Genomic DNA, 23,612 nt, shown 5'->3' with positions numbered 1-23,612 from the left:
TTTCGGTACGAAGCGACGAGCCCGGGACCCGTACAGACCGGGAGATAGCGGTCGGAAGGGCCGGGCTCGGCGCCCGAACGGGCAGCCGGTCGGCGGCCGAACCGCCGGACGTCGGGCGGCCCGGCGGAGAAGTCTTGCGGTTCGCTCGGCCGAACCGCCGGACGGTCAGGCGGTCCGGCGGATCAGTGCCAGGTACATGGCGTCCGTGCCGTGCAGATGTGGCCACAGCTGGACGTCCGGTCCTTCACCGAGCGCCGGTACGCCCGGCAGCAGCGGCCGGGCGTCGATCAGCTCGCCGCCTCCGGTCTTCTTCAGGACGTCGTCGACGACGACCCGGGTCTCCGCCAGGTGCGGCGAGCAGGTCGCGTACCCCACGACACCGCCGACGCGGACGGCGCTCAGCGCCTCGGTGAGCAGGGCCCGCTGGAGCGGCGCGAAGCCGTCCAGGTCCTCGGGGCGGCGGCGCCAGCGTGCCTCCGGGCGGCGGCGCAGCGCACCGAGGCCCGAGCAGGGCACGTCCATGAGGACCCGGTCGAAGGAGCCAGGCCGCCACGGCGGGCGCGTGCCGTCGGCGGCGATCACCTGGTACGGGCCGGGGTTGCCGGCGAGGGCGCGCTCGACGAGACGGGCGCGGTGCGGCTGCTTCTCCGAGGCGAGCAGGACGGCGCCGCGCTCGGAGGCGAGGGCGGCGAGCAGCGCGGCCTTGCCGCCGGGTCCCGCGCAGCCGTCGAGCCAGCGGGCGTCGGGGCCTTCGAGCGGGGCGTTCGCGAGGGCGATCGCGACGAGCTGGCTGCCCTCGTCCTGGACACCGGCCCGGCCGTCCTTCACCGCCTCGATGGCACCGGGCTCGCCGCCCTCGGCCATCCGCAGGGCGTACGGGGACCAGCGGCCCGGCAGGGTCTCGGTCGCCGCGGCGAGCTCCTCCGTGGTGGAGCGGCCGGGGCGGGCTACGAGGGTGACCTCGGGGCGCTCGTTGTCGGCCTCCAGAAGGTCCTCGATCCCGGCACGGCCGCCGCCGAGGGAGTCCCAGAGCGCGGAGACGACCCAGCGGGGGTGCGAGTGGACGACGGCGAGGTTGTCCTCGGGGTCCTTGTCGTACGGCGGGGCGACCTGCTCCACCCAGGCGTCGAGGTCCTGCCTCGAGATCTTCCGCAGAACGGCGTTGACGAACTTGGCCCGCCCGTCGCCGAGCACCACCCGGGCCAGCTCGACGCTGGCGGAGACGGCGGCGTGGGTGGGGATCCGGGTCCCGAGCAGCTGGTGCGCGCCGAGCGCGAGCACGTCGAGCACGGGCGGGTCGACCTCGCGCAGCGGCCGGTCGACACAGGCGGAGATGATCGCGTCGTACGTGCCCTGGCGGCGCAGCGTCCCGTAGACCAGCTCGGTCGCGAGCGCCGCGTCCCGCCCGTCGAAGTCCCCCTTCTCCCGGGCCTTCTTCAGGAGCGGCGGCAGCACCAGGTTCGCGTAGGCGTCCCGCTCGTCCACCGCCCTCAGCGCCTCGAAGGCGAGCATCCGGACGGGGTCCTTCTGGGGCCGCCGGTAGGGCTTGGGGGGACGGCGACGTGCCTGCTCGCTCAAAGGTGCTCCGCGTGACGAAATGAGGGGGTCCGACCCCCTCAGCGTACGTCCGGTCACCTCCGCCGCGGAAAACGCCCCTGGTGGACCGCCCACTCCTCGGCCGCGATCAGACACACGGCCGGCCCGGTGCCGCCACCGTCCGCCTCGAAGGCGACGAGCACGGGCGGCTCGGCACCGACGAGCCGGACGACCTCCGCACGTTCCTCGGGCGTGGGCGCGCGGAACGCCGGGTCCATGAAGTGCATCGGGCAACGGACGTAGAGGGTGTCCGTGAAGACGACCTCGAGACCGTGGTGGTACGAGAGGTCATGGCCGGCGACCAGGGTGAGCCGGCTGCCGTCGTAGTGGCGGACCTCCCAGTCCCACCAGGACCCCTCGGGGAGCGGCAGCAGCACGCTCAGGCGCCGAGGCGCTCGCCGGGGGCGATGCGGACGCCGCGGGCCCAGTCGGCCGCCTTCATCGGCTTCTTGCCCTGGGGCTGGACCCAGAGGAGCTCGACGGCGTACGAGCCGGTGCCCGCGTACACGTTGTTCTTGCCCACCGCGAGCTCGCCGGGGGCGAGGTCCGTACGGTCCGGCAGCGGGGTGACCTGGATCAGCTTGAGGCGCTCGCCGCGGAAGACGGTCCAGGCGCCGGGGGCCGGGGTGCAGCCGCGGACCACCCGGTCCACCCGCAGCGCGGGGGCGGCGAAGTCGACGTGGGCGTCCTCGACCTGGATCTTCGGCGCGAGGGTGATCCCCTCGGTGGGCTGCGGGACGGCCTTGAGCGTGCCGTCCTCGATGCCGTCCATGGTCGCGGCGAGCAGCCCCGCGCCCGCGAACGCGAGCCGGGTGAGCAGGTCACCGCTGGTGTCGGTCGGCCGGACGTCCTCGGTGACCACGCCGTAGACCGGACCCGAGTCGAGCCCCTCCTCGATGAGGAAGGTGGACGCGCCCGTCACCTGGTCGCCCGCCATCAGGGAGTGCTGCACGGGCGCCGCGCCCCGCCAGGCCGGCAGCAGCGAGAAGTGCAGGTTGACCCAGCCGCGGGCCGGGATGTCGAGGGCGACCTTGGGCAGCAGCGCACCGTACGCGACGACCGGGCAGCAGTCCGGCGCGATCTCCCTGAGCCGGGCGAGGAAGTCCTCGTCGCGGGGCCTGGCCGGCTTGAGGACCTCGATCCCCGCCTCCTCCGCCCGCTGGGCCACCGGGCTGGCGACGAGCCGCCGGCCGCGTCCCGCCGGGGCGTCCGGCCGGGTGACCACCGCGGCCACCTCGTGCCGACCGGAGGCGAGCAGGGCGTCCAGGGCGGGTACGGCGACCTCGGGGGTGCCTGCGAAGACGAGCTTCATGGATGGCGACTGCCTGTCTGTCCGGGGGCGTTGCGGGCAGCGCACCAGTCTAGGGGGTGGCCGCGGATCGGGCCGGATCAGGGACCGGCGTCCGGTGCGGTGCGCTCGCGGGGCGGAGGCGGAGAGCCACCGCGTGCGCGCGCGGGGCCGAGCAGGGTCCCCGCCGGGCGTCGGCGCCCGTACGGAGGGGGCGTACGAAAGGACGAGCGCCCCGCGCATATGCGTGTACGCCCCCGCAGCGTGACCCAAGCCCCGGTGGCGCGTTGGTCAAGAGAGATTGACCGAACAGGGTCGCCGTCCCCCCATGCGGCCCTTCCCCCCTTACATGCCGGTTCGAGAGGCTTTCACATGGCCGACCACGCAACCCACGACGCCCAGGCTCGGGCGAGTCTGCACCTGCTGGTGCGGGACATCGAGCGGGTCCGGCGGCAGGTGGACGCACTGCGCACGCTCACGGCCCAGCTGGGCAATGTCTACCGCCCTCGCCGCTCCGGCCCGTCCACGGGCTTCGTCGTCTACGGGCGGGCACCCGCCCCGACCGTCCGTCTCGCGCAGGAGCTGCGGGACAGTGTCGAGAACCTGGTGACGGCCGCGGTCGACTTCGACCGTTCCCTCGGTTTCTCCTGGGACGCGGTGGGCTCCGCGCTCGGCGTCACCAAGCAGGCCGTCCACCGCCGCTACGGTGCCCGGCGCGCGCCCCAGCCGGGCGTCGCCGTCGACCAGGACCCGATCGTGGAGCCGGGCATGACCCGGACGCTGCCCTCGGTCCCGGCGGCCCGCTCGATGCCCCCGCAGCCCACCTCGGGCAGCGCCGCCCTCCGCGAGGACCCCCGCCCGCCCGCCTTCCCGGGCCCGCGCAACGGCTGACGCCCGGTACACCCGAACGGCCGCCCGCCCCCACCAGGGGCAGGCGGCCGTCGCGCGTTCCACGACCGCGGCCCGGTGTCCCCCACCGTCCGCCACGGCCGGAGCCCAGCGCCCGGCCTGCCCCACCACCGTCGGCGACGCCCGGGCCCCCGTCAGCCGATGTCCGGCGGGTCGACCCTGATCCGTACCGGATCCCCGCCGCCGCGGGCGAGCCGGGACGCCCGTGCCTGTTTGAGCGCCGTCGCCAGCGCCGCGCCGCTGCCCGGCGGGACCCGGACCAGGGCGCGCTCCCACTGCTCGCCCGGCGGCGGGTCCCCGGGGCGACGCGGGCCGCCCGGCCGGACCACGGGCAGGGGCACAGGGCCGAGGACCTCGGCGTCCGGCGGCAGCCCGGCCGCCGCCAGGAAGCCTTCGACGGCCTCCGGGGGGCCCGTCACCGCCGCCATCCGGGAGACCGGCGGGAAGCCGAGCTCGGCGCGCTCGGCCAGCTCCCGCTGGGCGTGCCCGACCGGGTCCCAGCGGACCAGCGCCTGCACCGGACGGAGCGTCGGCTCGGCGACCACGACGACCGTGCCGCCCTCCGGCTGGCCCCGGACGAGCGAGGCCGCGTCGATCCAGCGGCGCAGCGCCTCCTCGCCCGCGCGGAGATCGGGCCGGCCGAGCATGGCCCAGCCGTCGAGGAGCAGCGCGGCCGCGTAGCCGCCCTCGGCGACGGGTTCGGCGCCTGGGGTGGAGACGACGAGCGCGGGGCGGCCCGGCACGCTGTCCAGGACGTGGTCACGTCCCGAGGTGCGGACCGGCACCGCGGGGAACGCCCGGCCGAGTTCCTCCGCCGTCCTGCGCGCGCCGACGACCTGGGCGCGCAGCCGGGTCGAGCCGCACTCCGGGCAGTGCCAGTCGGCGGCGCCGCGCCCGCACCAGCCGCAGTGCAGTTCCCGCTGCTCGGGGGCTTCGAGGGGCCCGGCGCAGTGACGGCAGCGGGCGGGTGTCCGGCACCGCTCGCAGGCCAGCCTCGGCACGTATCCACGGCGGGGCACCTGGACGAGCACCGGGCCGGTCTTCAGGCCCTCGCGGACGGCCTGCCAGGCCAGCGAGGGCAACCGGGCGGCGCGCGCGGCCTCGTCGCGGGCGAGTTCGCCGTCGCCGACGGTCCGGATCAGCGGGGCGGCCCTGCGGACCTGCTCGCGTCCGGCGATCAGTGCCTTGGCCCAGCCGGACTCGACGAGCTGGGCGGCCTCGACGGTGCAGCTGGTGCTGCCGAGGAGGAAGGCGCACCGGTCGTGGGCGGCGCGGAGCAGCAGCACGTCGCGGGCGTGGGGCTGCGGCGCGTGCAGCTCGCTGTGGCTGCCGTCGCCGTCGTCCCAGATGACGACGAGTCCGAGGTCGCGGACGGGGGCGAACATCGCCGCCCGGGTCCCGACGACGGCCCGCACCGCGCCGCGCCGGACCGCCAGCCACTGCGCGTACCGCTTCTCGGGGCCCGCCTCGGCGGTGAGCAGCGCGTGCCGTCCCTCCCCGAGGACCGCGGTGAGCGCCGCGTCGGCCCGTCCCGCCGCCCGTCCGTCGGGTACGACGACGAGCGCGCCCCGGCCGGAGGCGAGCGTGGCGGCCACAGCGCGGGCGATCTCCTCGGCCCAGTGCGGTCCGGGCAGCGCGTTCCACACGGCCCGGGGCGCCCCGCCGCGCGCGAGGGAGTCGAGGAAGGCGGGCCCCCGCTCGTACCGCGTCCAGCTCCCCGGCTCGGGCGCGGGCGGCGGCGGCAGCGGCTCCGGCGAGGGGCGGCTCTCGGCCTTGGCGCTGCGCGGCGGTACGGCGAGCTGGAGCACGTCCGCGAGGCTCCCCGCGTACCGGTCGGCGACGGCGCGCGCGAGTCCGAGCAGCTCGGGGCCGAGGACGGGCTCGGGCGAGACGACGTCGGCGAGCGCGGCGAGCGGCCCGGAGTAGTCGGAGGTGGCGCGCCGCTCGACGAGGAAGCCGTCGATGAGCCGCCCGCCCTCCCGCCGGCCGTTCTTGACCTGGTGCGCCCCCGCGCCGAACCGCACCCGCACCCGTACGCCGGGCCTGGCCGTCTCGTCGAGCTCCTCGGGCACCGCGTAGTCGAAGAACTGGTCGAGATGGAGCGATCCCTTGTTCACCACGACCCGCGCCACGGGCAGCTCCTTGGCGAGCGCGGCTCCCCGCCAGGTCCGCGGCTTGGCCCGCGGCACCTTCGCCTTCCGCACGGTCTCGCGGATGAGCGCGAGCTGCTCGGGCTCGGCGGACTCCTCGGACCTCTCGTTCTCGCTGCTCACAGCCCCATACCTACCAGACGCCACCGACAGCCGGGCAGAGCGGAGCCCGGCCGCCCCCATGGGGTGGCCGGGCTCCGGTCGTGTGCGGCGGGACCTACAGGCCGGCGGCCTGCTTCAGGGCATCCACGCGGTCCGTGCGCTCCCAGGTGAAGTCCGGCAGCTCACGGCCGAAGTGGCCGTAGGCGGCGGTCTGGGAGTAGATCGGGCGGAGCAGGTCGAGGTCGCGGATGATCGCGGCCGGGCGGAGGTCGAAGACCTCGGCGATGGCGTTCTCGATCTTCTCGTTCTCGACGGTGTTGGTGCCGAAGGTCTCGACGAAGAGTCCAACGGGCTCGGCCTTGCCGATCGCGTAGGCGACCTGGACCTCGCAGCGCGCGGCGAGGCCGGCGGCGACGACGTTCTTGGCGACCCAGCGCATGGCGTAGGCGGCCGAGCGGTCGACCTTGGACGGGTCCTTGCCGGAGAAGGCGCCGCCACCGTGGCGGGCCATGCCGCCGTAGGTGTCGATGATGATCTTGCGGCCGGTGAGGCCGGCGTCGCCCATGGGGCCGCCGATCTCGAAGCGGCCGGTCGGGTTCACCAGGAGGCGGTAGCCCTCGGTGTCGAGCTTGATGCCGTCCTCGACGAGCTGCCCGAGCACGTGCTCGACGACGAACTCGCGAATGTCGGGCGCGAGCAGCGACTCGAGGTCGATGTCGGAGGCGTGCTGCGAGGAGACGACGACCGTGTCGAGGCGGACGGCCTTGTCGCCGTCGTACTCGATGGTGACCTGGGTCTTGCCGTCGGGGCGCAGGTACGGGATGGTGCCGTTCTTGCGGACCTCGGTCAGCCGGCGGGAGAGCCGGTGCGCGATGTGGATCGGCAGCGGCATCAGCTCGGGGGTCTCGTCCGAGGCGTAGCCGAACATCAGGCCCTGGTCGCCGGCGCCCTGCTTGTCCAGCTCGTCCTCATCGCCCTCGACCCGCTTCTCGTACGCGGTGTCCACGCCCTGGGCGATGTCCGGGGACTGCGACCCGATGGACACCGACACGCCGCAGGAGGCGCCGTCGAAGCCCTTCTTCGAGGAGTCGTAACCGATCTCGAGGATCTTGTTCCGGACGAGGGTCGGGATGTCCGCCCACGCCTTGGTGGTCACCTCACCGGCGACGTGCACGAGGCCGGTGGTGATCAGCGTCTCGACGGCGACGCGCGAGGTGGGGTCCTCGCGCAGCAGTGCGTCGAGAATGGTGTCGCTGATCTGGTCAGCGATCTTGTCGGGGTGCCCCTCGGTGACGGACTCCGAGGTGAACAGACGACGGGACACAACGCTCCCTGGGGTTGCAGCGGCTGCTGGCTATTCGTTGACGGACCGGCAGGGGCTGCGCCCCAAGACGTTCCGCGGACAGTCTATCGGTCGCGGTCGGGCGATGGACCAGGTGTCTCGCCTGGCGAGCGTGTCCGGGGTCTCTTTCCGGACTTCTCCCCGGTCTCGTCCTCCCTCAGGTCGCGGAGCGCAGCCGCGGCAGGACCAGGTCCCAGACCGTCTCGGCGAGCGCTTCCTTCGGACCGTACGGTACGGGGGTCTCGGCGCCGTCCGGGGCGAGCACCACGGCCTCGTTCTCCTCGGAGCCGAAGGTCTTGCGCTCCCCCACCTCGTTGACGACGAGGAGGTCGCAGCCCTTGCGGCGGAGCTTCTCGCGTCCGTTGGCGAGGACGTCGTCGGTCTCGGCGGCGAAGCCGACGACCACCTGCCCCGGCAGGGCGCGCTCGGCGGCGAGCTCGGCGAGGATGTCCGGATTGCGGACCAGTTCGACGGTGGGGGCACCGCCGTCGTCCTTCTTCTTGATCTTCCCCGAGGCGTAGACGGCAGGGCGGAAGTCGGCGACGGCGGCGGCCATGACCACCGCGTCGGCGTCGGCGGCGGCCTTGAGCACGGCCTCGCGGAGCTGGAGCGCGGTGCCGACCCGGACGACGTCGACGCCGGCCGGGTCGGGGAGGCCGGTGTTGGCCTCGACGAGGGTGACCCGGGCGCCACGGGCGGCGGCGGCCTGCGCGAGGGCGAAGCCCTGCTTGCCGGAGGAGCGGTTGCCCAGGTAGCGGACGGGGTCGAGGGGCTCACGGGTGCCGCCGGCGCTGACCACGACATGGCGTCCCGCGAGGTCGGGCACCGCGGCCGCGCCACGCGCCAGGATCCTTCGGCAGACCTCGAAGATCTCCCCCGGGTCGGGAAGGCGGCCCTTGCCGGTGTCGACGCCGGTGAGGCGGCCCACAGCGGGTTCGATGACGACGGCGCCGCGGCGGCGCAGGGTCGCCACGTTCTCCTGGGTCGCCGGGTGCTCCCACATCTCGGTGTGCATGGCCGGGGCGAAGACGACGGGACACCGCGCGGTGAGCAGCGTGTTGGTGAGCAGGTCGTCCGCGAGACCGTGGGCGGCCTTGGCGAGCATGTCGGCGGTGGCCGGGGCGACGACGACGAGGTCGGCGGCCTGGCCGATCCGTACGTGCGGCACCTCGTGGACGGTCTCCCACACCTCGGTCGAGACGGGGTTCCCGGAGAGCGCGGACCAGGTGGCCTCTCCGACGAAGTGGAGGGCGGAGTCGGTGGGGACGACCCGGACGTCATGGCCCGACTCGGTGAGCCGGCGCAGCAGCTCGCACGCCTTGTAGGCGGCGATGCCGCCGCTGACCCCCAGAACGACCTTCGGCTTGGCCACCACGCTCACTGTTGCTCCCCGCACTCGGATGCGTACGACTCCATGAGACACCACAGGCCCGGCGGATGTTCCGCCGGGCCTGTGGTGACAAGCGTTACGTTCCTACTGGGCCGGGCCCTCGATGGCCTCGGACGTCAGCAGACCTGCGTTGATCTCGCGCAGGGCGATCGAGAGCGGCTTCTCGTGGACGTGGGTGTCGACCAGCGGACCCACGTACTCCAGCAGGCCCTCGCCGAGCTGGGAGTAGTACGCGTTGATCTGACGCGCGCGCTTGGCCGCGTAGATCACGAGGCTGTACTTCGAGTCCGTGGCCTCGAGCAGCTCGTCGATCGGCGGGTTGATGATGCCCTCGGGCGCGGTGATGGAAGAGGACACGCTCTACCTTCCGAAGATGGAAACCGGGGATCATTCCCCAGAAGTCAACAGCATCAACGTTAGCAGCTCGCGCGCTACGTCCTCGACGGAGGTGTTGACAAGGGTGCTGTCGAACTCCGACTCGGCGGCCAGCTCGACCTTCGCGGCGGCCAGTCGGCGCTCGATGACCTCGGGCGACTCGGTGCCGCGGCCGGTGAGGCGGCGGACCAGCTCCTCCCAGCTCGGCGGAGCCAGGAAGACCAGCTGCGACTCGGGCATCGAGTCCTTGACCTGACGGGCGCCCTGGAGGTCGATCTCAAGGAGCACGGGCTCACCGGCGTCGAGGCGCTCGAGGACGGCGCCGCGCGGGGTGCCGTAGCGGTTGCCCGCGAACTCGGCCCATTCGAGGAGCTCACCGTTGGCGATCAGCTTGTCGAACTCGTCGTCCGTCACGAAGAAGTAGTGGACGCCGTGCTTCTCGCCGGGGCGGGGCTTCCGTGTCGTCGCCGACACCGAGAGCCAGACCTCGGGGTGGACCTTGCGCATATGAGCGACGACCGTGCTCTTGCCGACCCCTGAGGGGCCGGAGAGCACGGTCAGCCGCGGACGTACCTCTGCTGCCATGCAGCGATTATTCCAGCTTCACCGGGGTGCCCGGGACGCGTGTCCCGGATCGGAAGCCGGACCGGTCACCGGATCAGGCGCCGGTGCTGCCGAACTCGCGCTCCAGAGAGGCGATCTGGTTGGAGCCGAGACCGCGCACCCGGCGGCTCTCGGAGATGCCGAGCCGCTCCATGATCTGCTTGGCGCGGACCTTGCCCACGCCGGGGAGCGACTCGAGCAGCGCGGAGACCTTCATCTTGCCGATGACGTCGTTCTCCTGGCCGGTCTTGATCACGTCGTGCAGGGAGGCGCCGGAGTGCTTGAGTCGATTCTTGACCTCGGCCCGCTCCCGGCGAGCCGCGGCGGCCTTCTCGAGCGCGGCTGCGCGCTGTTCAGGGGTAAGGGGCGGAAGAGCCACGCCTACGTCACCTCGGATGTCGATCTGTCGGATACGGACCGGTGAGGAACCTAGTCGCCCCACACCAGTGGAGCAACGATCAACGGTGTGGTCGTTGAACGCCTGCTCTGCTCCGGAGACTAGCGGCCGAGGCCGCTCCAGTCAGCGAGAACAGCGGAAAAGTCCTGGTCAGCATCGACCGACCGGGACGATTCCGGCAAAACGACCCGGTTTTGAGCCAAGTTTTCGTCAAGGAGTGAGACGGCCCGGTGAGACGGTGCGTCTCACCGGGCCGAAACGGCTCCGAAACGGGGTCGCTCCGCTCCGACCTGCGGATTGACCCCGGCGTCCGTTACGCCCCGACCGCCGCGCGGATCTCGTCCGCGTACCGGAGAGCCGAGTCCCGCAGGGCGGCCGCGTCCGGGCCGTTCCGCAGGACCCCGCGGCTGACGTTCGGGACGACGTTGCCGACCGCCGCGCCGAAGACGGCGGGAAGGTCGGCCGGGGTCGCGCCCTGGGCGCCGATGCCGGGGGCGAGGAGGGGGCCGTTGATGTCCAGGTCGAACGAGGACAGGTCGCCGAGGGTGGCGCCCACGACCGCGCCGAAGGACCCCATCGGGGTCTCCCCCGCGTTCTCCTCCGCGAGGTGGGCCAGCATGGTCGCGCCGATGGTCCGGCCGTCCTCGCGAACGGCCCGCTGGACCTCCGCCCCCTCCGGGTTGGACGTGAGGGCCAGGACGAAGAGACCGGCGCCGGACTCGCGTGCCAGGTCGACGGCCGGCTTCAGGGAGCCGTAGCCGAGGTACGGGGAGACCGTGAGCGCGTCGGAGAAGAGCGGGGAGTCCTTGTGCAGGAAGGTCTCCGCGTACGCGGCCATCGTGGAGCCGATGTCGCCGCGCTTGGCGTCCATGACGACCAGGCCGCCCGCCGCCCGCAGATCGGCGACGGCGCGCTCCAGGACGGCGATGCCGCGCGAGCCGAAGCGCTCGAAGAAGGCGGACTGCGGCTTGAAGACGGCCACGGTGTCGGCGAGCGCCTCGACGACCGTGAAGGTGAAGCGCTCGAGACCGGCGATGTCGTCGGTCAGGCCCCAGGAGTCGAGCAGGGCGGCGTGCGGGTCGATGCCGACGCAGAGCGGACCGCGCTCGTCCATGGCGGAGCGCAGGCGGGTGCCGAAGGAGAGGGTCACGGGGTGGCCTTTCGGTTGTCGGCGCCGACGGCCTCGGCGAGGGTGGCGTACGGGGAGGCGGCGAGGCGCGCGGCGAGGCCCTTGTGGATCGCGCGGGCGTAGAACGGGCCCTCGTAGATGAAGGCGCTGTAGCCCTGGATCAGGGTGGCGCCGGCGAGGATGCGCTGCCAGGCGTCCTCGGCGTTCTCGATGCCGCCGACGCCCACGAGGACCAGGCGGTCGCCCACGCGCGCGTGGAGGCGCCTGAGGACCGCGAGGGAGCGCTCCTTGACGGGCGCGCCGGAGAGGCCGCCGGTCTCCTTGACGAGCGCGGGGTCGGACTTCAGGCCCAGGCCCTCGCGCGCGATGGTGGTGTTGGTGGCGATGATGCCGTCGAGGCCGAGCTCGAGGGCGAGGTCGGCGACCGCGTCGACGTCCTCGTCGGCCAGGTCGGGGGCGATCTTGACGAGCAGCGGGACGCGGCGGTCGGTGACCGTGCGGTCGGCCGCCTCGCGTACGGCCGTGAGGAGCGGGCGGAGCGACTCGGTGGCCTGGAGGTTGCGCAGGCCGGGGGTGTTCGGCGAGGAGACGTTCACGACCAGGTAGTCGGCGTGCGCGGCGAGGCGCTCGGTGGACTTCACGTAGTCGGCGGCGGCATCGGCCTCGGGGACGACCTTGGTCTTGCCGATGTTGACGCCCACGACGGTCCTGAACACCGGTACGCGCGCGTGGAGGCGTGCGGCGACTGCGGCGGAGCCCTCGTTGTTGAAGCCCATGCGGTTGATCAGAGCGCGGTCCGGGACCAGCCGGAAGAGGCGCTTCTTGGGGTTGCCGGGCTGGGCCTCGCCGGTGACGGTGCCGATCTCGACGTGGTCGAAGCCGAGCATCGACATGCCGTCGATGGCGACGGCGTTCTTGTCGAAGCCGGCGGCGAGCCCGAAGGGGCCGTGCATCCGCAGGCCGAGGGCCTCGGTGCGGAGCTCCTCGTACCGGGGCGCCAGGACGGCGGCGACGAAGGTCCGGAGCACGGGAACGCGGGCGGCGAGGCGGATCCAGCGGAAGGCCAGGTAGTGGGCCTCCTCGGGGTCCATGCGCTTGAAGACGAGGTTGAAGAAGAACTTGTACATGCGGAGAGTCCAGGTGTGCTCATGAAGAGGGGGACACCGCGGTGTCGCCGGTGTCCCCCATCTCCGTACGGGCTGCTAGTCGCGGGCCGCGGTCAGGTGCTCCGCGTGCTCCTGGAGCGAGCGGACGCCGACGTCGCCGCGGTTGAGCGCGTCGATGCCCTGGACGGCCGCGGCGAGCGCCTGGACCGTGGTGAGGCAGGGGACGCTGCGCGCCACCGCGGCCGTACGGATCTCGTAGCCGTCGAGGCGGCCACCGGTGCCGTACGGGGTGTTGACGATCAGGTCGACCTGGCCGTCGTGGATGAGCTGGACGATCGTCTTCTCGCCGTCGGGGCCCTCGCCCTCGCTCAGCTTGCGCACGATCGTGGCGTTGATGCCGTTGCGCTTGAGGACCTCGGCGGTGCCGGAGGTGGCGAGCAGCTCGAAGCCGTGGGCGACGAGCTCGCGGGCCGGGAAGATCATCGAGCGCTTGTCGCGGTTGGCGACCGAGATGAACGCGCGGCCCTTGGTGGGCAGCGGGCCGTAGGCGCCGGCCTGCGACTTGGCGTACGCCGTGCCGAAGACCGCGTCGATGCCCATGACCTCGCCGGTGGAGCGCATCTCCGGGCCGAGGACGGTGTCGACGCCGCGGCCGTGCACGTCGCGGAAGCGCGACCACGGCATGACGGCCTCCTTGACGGAGATCGGCGCGTCGAGCGGCAGGGTGCCGCCGTCGCCGGTCTTCGGCAGCAGGCCCTCGGCGCGCAGCTCGGCGACGGTGGCGCCGAGCGAGATGCGGGCGGCGGCCTTCGCGAGCGGGACGGCGGTCGCCTTCGAGGTGAAGGGGACGGTCCGGGAGGCGCGCGGGTTGGCCTCCAGGACGTAGAGGATGTCGCCGGCCATGGCGAACTGGATGTTGATCAGACCGCGCACGCCGACGCCCTTGGCGATGGCCTCGGTGGAGGCGCGCAGGCGCTTGATGTCGAAGCCGCCGAGGGTGATCGGGGGCAGGGCGCAGGCCGAGTCGCCGGAGTGGATGCCGGCTTCCTCGATGTGCTCCATGACGCCGCCGAGGTAGAGCTCCTCGCCGTCGTAGAGGGCGTCGACGTCGATCTCGATGGCGTCGTCGAGGAAGCGGTCGACCAGGACCGGCCGGGTGGGGCTGATCTCGGTGGACTCGGCGATGTACGACTCCAGGCGGGCCTCGTCGTACACGATCTCCATGCCGCGGCCGCCGAGCACGTACGAGGGGCGTACGAGGACGGGGTAGCCGATCTCGTCGGCGATGGCCTTGGCGCCGGCGAAGGTGGTCGCGGTGCCGTGCTTGGGGGCGGGGAGGCCGGCCTCGGCGAGGACCTGGCCGAAGGCGCCGCGGTCCTCGGCGGCGTGGATGGCCTCCGGCGGGGTGCCGACGACCGGCACGCCGTTGTCCTTGAGCGCCTGGGCCAGGCCCAGCGGGGTCTGGCCGCCGAGCTGGACGACGACACCGGCGACGGGGCCGGCGAGGGTCTCGGCGTGGACGATCTCCAGGACGTCCTCGAGCGTCAGCGGCTCGAAGTACAGACGGTCGGAGGTGTCGTAGTCCGTCGAGACGGTCTCCGGGTTGCAGTTGACCATCACGGTCTCGTAGCCGGCGTCGCTCAGGGCGAAGGAGGCGTGGACGCAGGAGTAGTCGAACTCGATGCCCTGGCCGATGCGGTTCGGGCCGGAGCCCAGGATGATCACGGCGGGCTTCTCGCGCGGGGCGACCTCGCTCTCCTCGTCGTACGAGGAGTAGAAGTACGGGGTCTTGGCGGCGAACTCGGCGGCGCAGGTGTCGACCGTCTTGTAGACCGGGCGGACGCCGAGGGCGTGCCGGACCTCGCGGACGACGTCCTCGCGCAGGCCGCGGATCTCGGCGATCTGGGCGTCGGAGAAGCCGTGGCGCTTGGCCTCGGCGAGGATCTCCGGGTGGAGCTTCTCGGCGGCGGCCAGCTCGTCGGCGATCTCCTTGATCAGGAACATCTGGTCGACGAACCAGGGGTCGATCTTCGTGGCGTCGAAGACCTCCTCCGGGGTGGCGCCGGCGCGGATGGCCTGCATGACCGTGTTGATGCGGCCGTCGGTCGGGCGGACGGCCTGCTCCAGGAGGAGGGCCTTGTCGCCGGGCTCGCCGACGAAGGTGAACTGCGAGCCCTTCTTCTCCAGGGAGCGCAGGGCCTTCTGGAGCGCCTCGGTGAAGTTGCGGCCGATCGCCATGGCCTCGCCGACCGACTTCATGGTCGTGGTCAGCGTGGAGTCGGCGGAGGGGAACTTCTCGAAGGCGAAGCGAGGGGCCTTGACGACGACGTAGTCGAGCGAGGGCTCGAAGGACGCCGGGGTCTTCTCCGTGATGTCGTTCGGGATCTCGTCCAGCGTGTAGCCGACGGCGAGACGGGCCGCGATCTTGGCGATCGGGAAGCCGGTCGCCTTGGAGGCGAGCGCCGAGGAGCGGGAGACACGCGGGTTCATCTCGATGACGATGATCCGGCCGTCGGCCGGGTCGATGGCGAACTGGATGTTGCAGCCGCCGGTGTCGACGCCGACCTCGCGGATGATCGCGATGCCGATGTCGCGCAGCCGCTGGTACTCGCGGTCGGTGAGGGTCATCGCCGGGGCGACGGTGATCGAGTCACCGGTGTGGACGCCCATCGGGTCGAAGTTCTCGATGGAGCAGACGACCACGACGTTGTCGTTCTTGTCGCGCATCAGCTCCAGCTCGTACTCCTTCCAGCCGAGGATGGACTCCTCCAGGAGCACCTCGGTGGTCGGGGAGAGCGTCAGGCCCTGGCCCGCGATGCGGCGCAGCTCCTCCTCGTCGTGGGCGAAGCCGGAGCCGGCGCCGCCCATGGTGAAGGAGGGGCGGACGACGACGGGGTAGCCGCCGAGCGTCTCGACGCCCTTGAGGACGTCGTCCATGGAGTGGCAGATGACCGAGCGGGCGGACTCGCCGTAACCGATCTTGGCCTTGACGGCCTCGACGACGCCCTTGAAGAGGTCGCGGTCCTCGCCCTTGTTGATGGCCTCGACGTTGGCGCCGATGAGCTCGACGCCGTACTTCTCCAGGACGCCCTGCTCGTGCATGGAGATCGCGGTGTTGAGCGCGGTCTGGCCACCGAGGGTGGGCAGGAGGGCGTCGGGGCGCTCCTTGGCGATGATCTTCTCGACGAACTCGGGGGTGATCGGCTCGACGTACGTGGCGTCGGCGATCTCCGGGTCGGTCATGATCGTGGCCGGGTTGGAGTTGACCAGGATCACCCGCAGGCCCTCGGCCTTGAGGATGCGGCAGGCCTGGGTGCCGGAGTAGTCGAACTCGGCGGCCTGTCCGATGACGATCGGGCCGGAGCCGATGACCAGGACGGACTGGATATCGGTGCGCTTAGGCACGCTCGGCCTCCATGAGGGATACGAAGCGGTCGAAGAGGTACGCGGCGTCGTGCGGGCCCGCGGCCGCCTCGGGGTGGTACTGGACGGAGAAGGCCGGCTGGTCGAGCAGCTGGAGGCCTTCGACGACCTGGTCGTTCAGGCAGACGTGGGAGACCTCGGCGCGCCCGAAGGGCGTCTCGGAGACCGTGTCGAGGGGCGCGTCGACGGCGAAGCCGTGGTTGTGCGCGGTGACCTCGACCTTGCCCGTGGTGCGGTCCTGGACCGGCTGGTTGATCCCGCGGTGGCCGTACTTCAGCTTGTAGGTGCCGAAGCCGAGGGCGCGGCCGAGGATCTGGTTGCCGAAGCAGATGCCGAAGAGCGGGGTCTTGCGCTCCAGGACGCCCCGCATGACGGAGACGGGGCCGTCGGCGGTGGCCGGGTCGCCCGGGCCGTTGGAGAAGAACACGCCGTCGGGCTGGACCGCGTACACGTCCTCGACGGTGGCGGTGGCGGGCAGCACGTGGACCTCGATGCCGCGCTCGGCCATCCTGTGCGGGGTCATGCCCTTGATGCCGAGGTCGACGGCGGCGACGGTGAACTTCTTCTCACCGATCGCGGGGACGACGTACGCCTCCTTGGTGGCGACCTCGGCGGAGAGGTTCGCGCCCTTCATCTGGGGCTGCTCCTGCACCTTGGCGAGCAGGGCCTCGTCGCGGACGCCGCTCCAGGCGTCGCCGGAGAAGATGCCGACGCGCATGGCGCCGCGCTCGCGCAGGTGGCGGGTGAGGGCGCGGGTGTCGATGCCGGAGATGCCGACGACGCCCTGGCGCTCCAGCTCCTCGTCGAGCGAGCGGCGGGCGCGCCAGTTGGAGGAGACGCGGGCGGGGTCGCGGACCACGTAGCCGGCCACCCAGATCTTCGAGGACTCGGGGTCCTCGTCGTTGACGCCGGTGTTGCCGACGTGCGGGGCGGTCATGACCACGACCTGGCGGTGGTACGACGGGTCGGTGAGGGTCTCCTGGTAGCCGGTCATGCCGGTGGAGAACACGGCCTCGCCGAAGGTCTCCCCCACGGCCCCGTAGGCGCGGCCGCGGAAGATGCGGCCGTCCTCCAGGACGAGTACGGCGGGAGCCGTCTTCTGCCTCTGAGAGGCGACTCCCTGGATGGAGGTCGTCATCGTGCGATGCCTTCCGTCGTGTTGATCATGGAGTTGATGGTCTCGACCCAGGCGGTGTGCTCGGCCGCCCGGTCGGAGCGGAAGCCGGAGTCGAGCAGCTGCTCGCCGTGGGCCCAGGTGACGACGAGCAGGCCGCCCTCGGCGAGGACCTTGCCGGCGATGCCCTTGTCGAGGCGGGCCTCGCGCAGGGCCTCGGCCGGTACGAAGAAGTCGTTCGCCCCGGGGCGTACGACCGCGATCCCGGCGTCGGTGAGCGTGAGCTCGACGCGGCTGCGGGTGCCGAGGCCGTGGGCGACGATCCGGTCGAGCCACTGCCCGGCGGTCGTGGACCCGTGGTAGCGCCCGCTGAGAGTCAGTTTCGCCGCACCGGGCGCCGGGGGCGCGGTGGGGAGTTCGGGGAGGTCCGACTGGAGGCTGCCGCGCCACTTCCAGCCCTGGCGCATCAGCCAGTAGACGAAGGCGATGAAGAGCAGCAGTCCGGCGACCCAGCCGATCCTGCCGGCCCAGTCGGTCACCTCCGCCGACTTCTGCTCGGCAGCCTCTGCGGCGATTGCGATGAGTGGTGTCACGCCAGCTTCCCGTCCACGACCGTTGCCCGGCCCCGCAGGATGGTGTGGGTGACGCGTCCCGGCAGCTCACGGCCCTCGTAGGGGGTGTTTCGGCTGCGGGAGGCGAAGTCCGCGGGGTCCACGACTCCACGGTAAGCCGGATCGACCAGCGTCAGGTTCGCGGGCTCACCTGCCGAGACGGGTCGTCCGTGCCCCTTGGCCCGTCCGATGCGCGCCGGGGCGAAGGACATGCGGTCGGCGACGCCGGCCCAGTCGAGGAGGCCGGTCTCGACCATCGTCTGCTGGACGACGGAGAGCGCGGTCTCCAGGCCGACCATGCCCATCGCGGCCGCGGCCCACTCGCAGTCCTTGTCCTCGTGGGGGTGCGGGGCGTGGTCGGTGGCGACGATGTCGATGGTGCCGTCGGCCAGCGCCTCGCGGAGGGCGAGGACGTCCTTCTCGGTGCGCAGCGGCGGGTTGACCTTGTAGACCGGGTCGTACGAGCGGACCAGCTCGTCCGTGAGGAGGAGGTGGTGCGGGGTGACCTCGGCGGTGACGTCGATGCCGCGGGACTTGGCCCAGCGGACGATCTCGACGGAGCCGGCGGTGGAGAGGTGGCAGATGTGGACGCGGGAGCCGACGTGCTCGGCGAGGAGGACGTCGCGGGCGATGATCGACTCCTCGGCGACGGCCGGCCAGCCGCCCAGGCCGAGCTCGGCGGAGACGATGCCCTCGTTCATCTGGGCGCCCTCGGTGAGCCGGGGCTCCTGGGCGTGCTGGGCGACGACGCCGCCGAAGGCCTTCACGTACTCCAGGGCGCGGCGCATGATCACGGCGTCGTCGACGCACTTGCCGTCGTCGGAGAAGACGGTGACGCCGGCGGCGGAGTCGTGCATGGCGCCGAGCTCGGCGAGCTTCTTGCCCTCGAGGCCGACGGTGACGGCGCCGATGGGCTGCACGTCGCAGTAGCCGGACTCCTTGCCGAGCCGGTAGACCTGCTCGACGACGCCGGCGGTGTCGGCGACCGGGTGGGTGTTGGCCATGGCGAAGACGGCGGTGTAGCCGCCGGAGGCGGCGGCGCGGGTGCCGGTGAGGACGGTCTCGGAGTCCTCGCGGCCGGGCTCGCGCAGATGGGTGTGCAGGTCGACGAGGCCGGGCAGCAGGATCTGGCCGTCGGCCTCGATCACGGTGGCGCCCTCGGCGGAGAGGCCGGTCCCGACCTCGGCGATGGTCTCGCCGTCGACGAGGACGTCCTGGACGTCGCCGCCGAGGACCTTCGCACCGCGGATAAGTGTCTTGCTCATGGTTACTTGCTCTCCTCGGTACGGGCGGGGGTGGCGGAGTCGGAGTCGTTGCCGCCGAGCAGCAGGTAGAGGACGGCCATCCGGATCGAGACGCCGTTCGCGACCTGCTCGACGACCGTGCAGCGGTCGGAGTCGGCGACCTCGGCGGTGATCTCCATGCCGCGGACCATGGGGCCGGGGTGCATGACGATGGCGTGCTCGGGCATCTTCGCCATCCGCTCGCCGTCGAGCCCGTACCGGCGCGAGTACTCGCGCTCGGTGGGGAAGAAGGCGGCGTTCATCCGCTCGCGCTGCACACGCAGCATCATGACCGCGTCGGACTTCGGCAGCACGCGGTCGAGGTCGTAACTGACCTCGCAGGGCCAGGTCTCGACGCCGACGGGGACCAGGGTGGGCGGGGCCACCAGGGTGACCTCGGCGCCGAGGGTGTGCAGCAGGTCGACGTTGGAGCGGGCGACCCGGCTGTGCAGGACGTCGCCGACGAGCGTGATCCGCTTGCCCGCGAGGTCCTGGCCGAGTCCGGTGTCCCGGCCGACCAGGCGGCGGCGCATGGTGAAGGCGTCCAGGAGGGCCTGGGTGGGGTGCTGGTGGGTGCCGTCGCCGGCGTTGACGACGGGGGCGTCGATCCAGCCGGAGGTGGCGAGGCGGTACGGGGCGCCGGAGGCGCTGTGCCGGATGACGACCGCGTCGACGCCCATGGCCGCCAGGGTCTGCGCGGTGTCCTTGAGGGATTCGCCCTTGGAGACGCTGGAGCCCTTGGCCGCGAAGTTGATCACGTCGGCGGAGAGGCGCTTCTCGGCGGCCTCGAAGGAGATCCGGGTCCGGGTGGAGTCCTCGAAGAAGAGGTTGCAGATGGTCCGGCCGCGCAGCGTCGGCAGCTTCTTGATGGGCCGGTCGGCGACCCGGGCCATCTCCTCGGCCGTGTCGAGGATCAGGACGGCGTCGTCGCGGGTGAGGTCGGCGGCCGAGATGAGGTGACGCATCATCGGGGTGTCTCTCCGTGGTGGGGAGGTGTGAGGGCATGCGGGGGCGCAGGGGTGTGCCCCGGCCCCGCGGGGGAAGCCGGTCCGGCTAGGCGGAGGGCCTGGAACCGAGCAGGACGGTGTCGCGACCGTCCTCCTCGGCGAGCTGGACCTTGACCGTCTCCCGCAGCGACGTGGGGAGGTTCTTGCCGACGTAGTCGGCGCGGATCGGGAGCTCGCGGTGGCCGCGGTCGACGAGGACGGCGAGCTGGACCGCGCGGGGGCGGCCGATGTCGCCGAGGGCGTCGAGGGCGGCGCGGATGGTGCGGCCGGAGAAGAGCACGTCGTCGACGAGGACGACCAGGCGGCCGTCGACGCCGTCACCGGGGATCTCGGTGCGGCCGATGGCGCGCGCCGGCTTCATCCGCAGGTCGTCCCGGTACATGGTGATGTCGAGGGAACCGACCGGGATCTTGGTGCCGGTGATCGATTCGAGCTTCTCGGCGAGCCGGCGGGCGAGGAAGACACCGCGAGTGGGGATGCCGAGGAGAACCACGTCGTCCGCGCCCTTGGCGCGCTCGACGATCTCATGTGCGATGCGGGTGAGGACCCGCGCGATGTCCGGGGCCTCGAGAACGGGCCGTGCGTCATCGCCGTACTTCTGCTGAGTGTCCATGAAGAAACGGACCTCCTTCTCCGCCTCACGGGACGGCTCTTAAAGGACGTCGGATTTGCGACGTCAACGATACCAGGGGTGGACGGGGGCCTCCCCCGCACCCCTGGCGCCACTCCGGGCGCGGTCCCCCGGGAGGGGGCGGTACGGACCGTTCGGCTTGACGGGAAAGAGTAACGCTGCGTAACCTCACAGTGAGTTACCAGCCGCGCGGCGCAGCCGCATGTCGTCACAGCGTCCGGGAGCGTTATGTCCAGCGAATACGCAAAGCAGCTCGGGGCCAAACTCCGTGCCATCCGCACCCAGCAGGGTCTCTCGCTCCACGGGGTGGAGGAGAAGTCCCAGGGCCGCTGGAAGGCCGTCGTGGTCGGCTCGTACGAGCGCGGCGACCGCGCGGTGACCGTGCAGCGTCTTGCCGAGCTGGCCGACTTCTACGGGGTGCCGGTGCAGGAGCTCCTGCCGGGCACGACCCCGGGCGGGGCCGCCGAGCCGCCGCCGAAGCTCGTCCTCGACCTGGAGCGTCTCGCCCACGTCCCGCAGGAGAAGGCCGGCCCGCTCCAGCGCTACGCGGCGACGATCCAGTCGCAGCGCGGCGACTACAACGGCAAGGTGCTGTCGATCCGTCAGGACGACCTGCGCACCCTCGCCGTCATCTACGACCAGTCGCCCTCGGTCCTCACCGAGCAGCTGATCAGCTGGGGCGTCCTCGACGCGGACGCGCGCCGCGCGGTCGCCCACGAGGAGAACTGACCCCCTTCCGGGGTCCCAGCAGAAACGTACCGCCGGGCCCGTGGACGTCATCCGACGTTCACGGGCCCGGTGCTTTTCGCACCACCCGTCCCCGCTGCGCCACGGGAACGCCGAAGGGGCCCGCAGCACGAGTGCTGCGGGCCCCTTCGGCCGCCGGTGACGTCTGAGGACTCAGACGGCCCAGGCGGCTCAGGCGTCGGCGTCCCGGCGCAGACGCGGCTTCAAGTCCTTGAAGCGCGCGAGCAGACCGTTGACGAAGGTCGGGGACTCGTCCGTGGAGAACTCCTTGGCGAGCTGCACCGCCTCGTCGATCGCGACCGCGTCCGGCGTCCCGTCCTCCCAGATCAGCTCGTACGCCCCGAGGCGCACGATGTTCCGGTCGGCGACGGGCATCCGGTCGAGGTCCCAGTCCACCGCGTAGGTCGCGATGAGCTCGTCGATCCGCGCCACGTGGGACGCGTAGCCCTCGACCAGCTGCATGGTGAAGTCGTTCACCGGCGGCTGACGGTCGTCCGACCGCGCGTGCCGGATCTGGTCCGCGAGAACCTCCTGGACGGAGGCACCACGCTGGTCCGCCTCGAAGAGGATCTGGAAGGCGCGCTTGCGTGCCTTGCTCCGAGCGGCCACGGTTACTTGTTCACCCGGCCGAGGTAGCTGCCGTCGCGGGTGTCGACCTTGACCTTCTCACCGGTGGTGATGAAGAGCGGGACCTGCATCTCGTAACCCGTCTCCAGCTTGGCCGGCTTGGTGCCGCCGGTGGAGCGGTCGCCCTGGACGCCCGGGTCGGTGTGCTCGATCGTCAGCTCGACGGCGGCCGGGAGCTCGACGTAGAGCACCTCGCCCTCGTGCTGGGCGACGGAGGCGGTGAAGCCCTCGATGAGGAAGTTGGCGGTGTCGCCGACAGCCTTGCGCTCGACCATCAGCTGGTCGTACGTCTCCATGTCCATGAAGACGAAGTAGTCGCCATCCATGTAGGAGAACTGCATGTCGCGGCGGTCGATGGTGGCCGTGTCGACCTTCACGCCGGCGTTGAAGGTCTTGTCGACGACCTTGCCGGACAGCACGTTCTTGAGCTTGGTGCGCACGAAGGCCGGGCCCTTGCCGGGCTTGACGTGCTGGAACTCGATGACGGACCAGAGCTGGCCGCCTTCGAGCTTGAGCACCATGCCGTTCTTGAGGTCGTTCGTGGAAGCCACGGTTGCGGAATCTCCTGGACTGACGTGGGACCACGGAGGCGTACGCGCCTCACAGCGCGAGCAGCTCCTTGGTCGTGATGGTGAGTAGCTCGGGTCCGCCGTCCGCCTCCTGGCGCACGACGAGCGTGTCGTCGATCCGGACCCCGCCCCGGCCCGGGAGGTGGACCCCCGGTTCGACGGTGACCGGCACACAAGCGTCCAGTTTACCCATGGCCGAGGGTGAGAGCTGCGGGTCCTCGTCGATTTCGAGCCCGACCCCGTGCCCGGTGAGGGGTACGGCGGCCTCCGCGTGCCCCGCCGCGTCCAGGATCTGGCGGGCCGCCCGGTCCACGTCCCGGTACTCCGCGCCGGGTACGAGGGACTCCCGTCCGGCCCGCTGAGCGGCGAAGACGAGCTCGTACAGCTCGATCTGCCAGTCGGCCGGGGTCGTGCCGATGACGAAGGTCCGGCCGATCTCGCACCGGTAGCCGCGGTAGTCGGCGCCGAGGCAGACGGAGAGGAAATCACCCTCCTCGACCCGGCGGTCGGTGGGCCGGTGCCCGCGCCGCCCGGAGTGCGCGCCGGTCGCCACCGTGGTGGGGAAGGCGGCCCCGTCGGCACCGTGGTCGACGAGCCGCCGCTCCAGCTCCAGGGCGAGATGGCGCTCGGTCCGCCCCACCAGGATCGACTCGAGGAGCTCCCCGAGCGCCTGGTCGGCGATCTCGGCGGCGATCCGCAGGCAGGCGATCTCGTCCTCGTCCTTGACGATCCTGAGCTGTTCGACGGCACAGGCGAGGTCGGTGAGGCGGAGTCCGGGCGCGACGGAGCCCATGGCCCGGTGCCGGGCCACGGTCAGGTCGTGTTCCTCGACCGCGAGGGCGTCGGCGCCCGTCCGGCGGGCCAGGTCGACCGCGGCGACGGCCGGATCACCGCCGCCGACGGGCTGGACCTGCCGGCGGAGCAGCTCGTCGAGCCGTCCGTCGGCCGGCTCGGCGCCGGGGGCGACGGGGCAGAGCAGGACGTCCGCGTCCGGCTCAGGACCGACGAGGAGGACGGCGCCTGCGGGCGAACCGCCCGCGAGATAGCGGACGTTGGCGGGGCGGGAGACCAGGGCCGCCGGGCTGCCCGCGGCGGCGCACCGGTCGCGCAGCCGTACACGGCGGTCCGCATACACCTCTGACATGCTCCGAGCGTACGAGGAGCGCGCCGACGCGGCCTGTTCAGGACGGCCGTCCGGGAGTCCCGGACGGGG

22 protein-coding genes are annotated in these 23,612 nt (G+C 72.1%); 2 read left to right on the top strand and 20 right to left on the bottom strand.

The features are described from left to right. Positions 1–165: 165 nt before the first annotated feature. From ACZ4VK_RS21610 to fmt, 3 genes are read right to left on the bottom strand one after another with little or no spacing between them, the layout of a single operon-like run. Positions 166–1,578: an RsmB/NOP family class I SAM-dependent RNA methyltransferase gene (locus ACZ4VK_RS21610; RefSeq protein ID WP_468354215.1), complete on the bottom strand. Its 1,413-nt coding sequence runs from the start codon at positions 1,576–1,578 to the stop codon at positions 166–168. Between the two features lie 53 nt (positions 1,579–1,631). Further along, positions 1,632–1,973, bottom strand: coding sequence for a hypothetical protein (locus ACZ4VK_RS21605; protein WP_468354213.1), 342 nt, complete (start codon positions 1,971–1,973; stop codon positions 1,632–1,634). 2 nt (positions 1,974–1,975) lie between these two features. After that, on the bottom strand, positions 1,976–2,908 hold the full coding sequence (gene fmt / locus ACZ4VK_RS21600) for a methionyl-tRNA formyltransferase (protein ID WP_468354211.1): 933 nt from the start codon (positions 2,906–2,908) through the stop codon (positions 1,976–1,978). A gap of 348 nt (positions 2,909–3,256) precedes the next feature. On the opposite strand from fmt, the gene ACZ4VK_RS21595 reads away from it, so the two are divergent. Continuing rightward, on the top strand, positions 3,257–3,775 hold the full coding sequence (locus ACZ4VK_RS21595) for a hypothetical protein (protein WP_468354209.1): 519 nt from the start codon (positions 3,257–3,259) through the stop codon (positions 3,773–3,775). 152 nt (positions 3,776–3,927) lie between these two features. On the opposite strand, the gene ACZ4VK_RS21590 is transcribed toward ACZ4VK_RS21595, so the two are convergent. The 14 genes from ACZ4VK_RS21590 to pyrR form a co-directional block, all read right to left on the bottom strand. After that, complete coding sequence (locus ACZ4VK_RS21590; RefSeq protein WP_468354207.1) at positions 3,928–6,066, bottom strand: primosomal protein N'; 2,139 nt, start codon at positions 6,064–6,066, stop codon at positions 3,928–3,930. Between the two features lie 94 nt (positions 6,067–6,160). Beyond that, positions 6,161–7,369, bottom strand: a complete 1,209-nt coding sequence (gene metK, locus ACZ4VK_RS21585; RefSeq protein WP_468354205.1) for a methionine adenosyltransferase — start codon at positions 7,367–7,369, stop codon at positions 6,161–6,163. Positions 7,370–7,544: 175 nt separating this feature from the next. Beyond that, positions 7,545–8,759, bottom strand: a complete 1,215-nt coding sequence (gene coaBC, locus ACZ4VK_RS21580) for a bifunctional phosphopantothenoylcysteine decarboxylase/phosphopantothenate--cysteine ligase CoaBC (RefSeq protein ID WP_468354203.1) — start codon at positions 8,757–8,759, stop codon at positions 7,545–7,547. Positions 8,760–8,861: 102 nt separating this feature from the next. Next, on the bottom strand, positions 8,862–9,134 hold the full coding sequence (rpoZ, locus tag ACZ4VK_RS21575; protein ID WP_005319902.1) for a DNA-directed RNA polymerase subunit omega: 273 nt from the start codon (positions 9,132–9,134) through the stop codon (positions 8,862–8,864). Between the two features lie 30 nt (positions 9,135–9,164). Further along, on the bottom strand, positions 9,165–9,737 hold the full coding sequence (gene gmk / locus ACZ4VK_RS21570; protein WP_468354201.1) for a guanylate kinase: 573 nt from the start codon (positions 9,735–9,737) through the stop codon (positions 9,165–9,167). A gap of 73 nt (positions 9,738–9,810) precedes the next feature. Then, complete coding sequence (locus ACZ4VK_RS21565; protein WP_121828861.1) at positions 9,811–10,134, bottom strand: integration host factor; 324 nt, start codon at positions 10,132–10,134, stop codon at positions 9,811–9,813. Positions 10,135–10,465: 331 nt separating this feature from the next. Continuing rightward, positions 10,466–11,302 carry an orotidine-5'-phosphate decarboxylase gene (pyrF, locus tag ACZ4VK_RS21560; protein WP_468354198.1) on the bottom strand — a complete coding sequence of 279 codons (837 nt, stop codon included), beginning with the start codon at positions 11,300–11,302 and terminating at the stop codon, positions 10,466–10,468. After that, entirely contained in the window at positions 11,299–12,408 is a 1,110-nt protein-coding gene (locus ACZ4VK_RS21555) for a quinone-dependent dihydroorotate dehydrogenase (RefSeq protein WP_468354196.1), read from the bottom strand. The genes pyrF and ACZ4VK_RS21555 overlap by 4 nt, the downstream gene beginning before the upstream one ends. A 75-nt stretch (positions 12,409–12,483) precedes the next feature. Next, positions 12,484–15,792 (bottom strand): carbamoyl-phosphate synthase large subunit, encoded by a 3,309-nt coding sequence (gene carB / locus ACZ4VK_RS21550; protein WP_468354194.1) that lies wholly within the window; start codon positions 15,790–15,792, stop codon positions 12,484–12,486. Next, entirely contained in the window at positions 15,785–16,948 is a 1,164-nt protein-coding gene (carA, locus tag ACZ4VK_RS21545) for a glutamine-hydrolyzing carbamoyl-phosphate synthase small subunit (protein ID WP_468354192.1), read from the bottom strand. Before carA ends, carB begins: the two co-directional genes overlap by 8 nt. Beyond that, positions 16,945–17,517: a PH-like domain-containing protein gene (locus ACZ4VK_RS21540; protein ID WP_468354190.1), complete on the bottom strand. Its 573-nt coding sequence runs from the start codon at positions 17,515–17,517 to the stop codon at positions 16,945–16,947. Before ACZ4VK_RS21540 ends, carA begins: the two co-directional genes overlap by 4 nt. Then, entirely contained in the window at positions 17,514–18,800 is a 1,287-nt protein-coding gene (locus ACZ4VK_RS21535) for a dihydroorotase (protein ID WP_468354188.1), read from the bottom strand. The genes ACZ4VK_RS21540 and ACZ4VK_RS21535 overlap by 4 nt, the downstream gene beginning before the upstream one ends. A gap of 2 nt (positions 18,801–18,802) precedes the next feature. Beyond that, on the bottom strand, positions 18,803–19,786 hold the full coding sequence (locus ACZ4VK_RS21530; RefSeq protein ID WP_468354186.1) for an aspartate carbamoyltransferase catalytic subunit: 984 nt from the start codon (positions 19,784–19,786) through the stop codon (positions 18,803–18,805). An 85-nt stretch (positions 19,787–19,871) separates the two neighbouring features. Next, on the bottom strand, positions 19,872–20,438 hold the full coding sequence (pyrR, locus tag ACZ4VK_RS21525) for a bifunctional pyr operon transcriptional regulator/uracil phosphoribosyltransferase PyrR (protein ID WP_468354184.1): 567 nt from the start codon (positions 20,436–20,438) through the stop codon (positions 19,872–19,874). A 246-nt stretch (positions 20,439–20,684) separates the two neighbouring features. On the opposite strand from pyrR, the gene bldD reads away from it, so the two are divergent. Then, complete coding sequence (gene bldD / locus ACZ4VK_RS21520; protein ID WP_015032294.1) at positions 20,685–21,185, top strand: transcriptional regulator BldD; 501 nt, start codon at positions 20,685–20,687, stop codon at positions 21,183–21,185. A gap of 189 nt (positions 21,186–21,374) precedes the next feature. Here the strand turns inward: bldD and nusB are convergent, their stop codons facing one another. Genes nusB through ACZ4VK_RS21505 form a run of 3 tightly spaced genes read right to left on the bottom strand, consistent with a single transcriptional unit; the run spans position 21,375 to position 23,543 of the window. Continuing rightward, positions 21,375–21,812, bottom strand: coding sequence for a transcription antitermination factor NusB (gene nusB, locus ACZ4VK_RS21515; protein WP_468354182.1), 438 nt, complete (start codon positions 21,810–21,812; stop codon positions 21,375–21,377). A 2-nt stretch (positions 21,813–21,814) separates the two neighbouring features. Further along, positions 21,815–22,381: an elongation factor P gene (gene efp, locus ACZ4VK_RS21510; RefSeq protein ID WP_365787516.1), complete on the bottom strand. Its 567-nt coding sequence runs from the start codon at positions 22,379–22,381 to the stop codon at positions 21,815–21,817. Between the two features lie 49 nt (positions 22,382–22,430). Then, on the bottom strand, positions 22,431–23,543 hold the full coding sequence (locus ACZ4VK_RS21505; RefSeq protein ID WP_468354179.1) for an aminopeptidase P family protein: 1,113 nt from the start codon (positions 23,541–23,543) through the stop codon (positions 22,431–22,433). Between the last annotated feature and the right edge of the window lie 69 nt (positions 23,544–23,612).

The organism is Streptomyces sp. NPDC028711, assembly GCF_055565415.1.
Note: the sequence above shows the minus strand (reverse complement) of the source record. Positions and strands in the feature narration are given on the sequence as shown.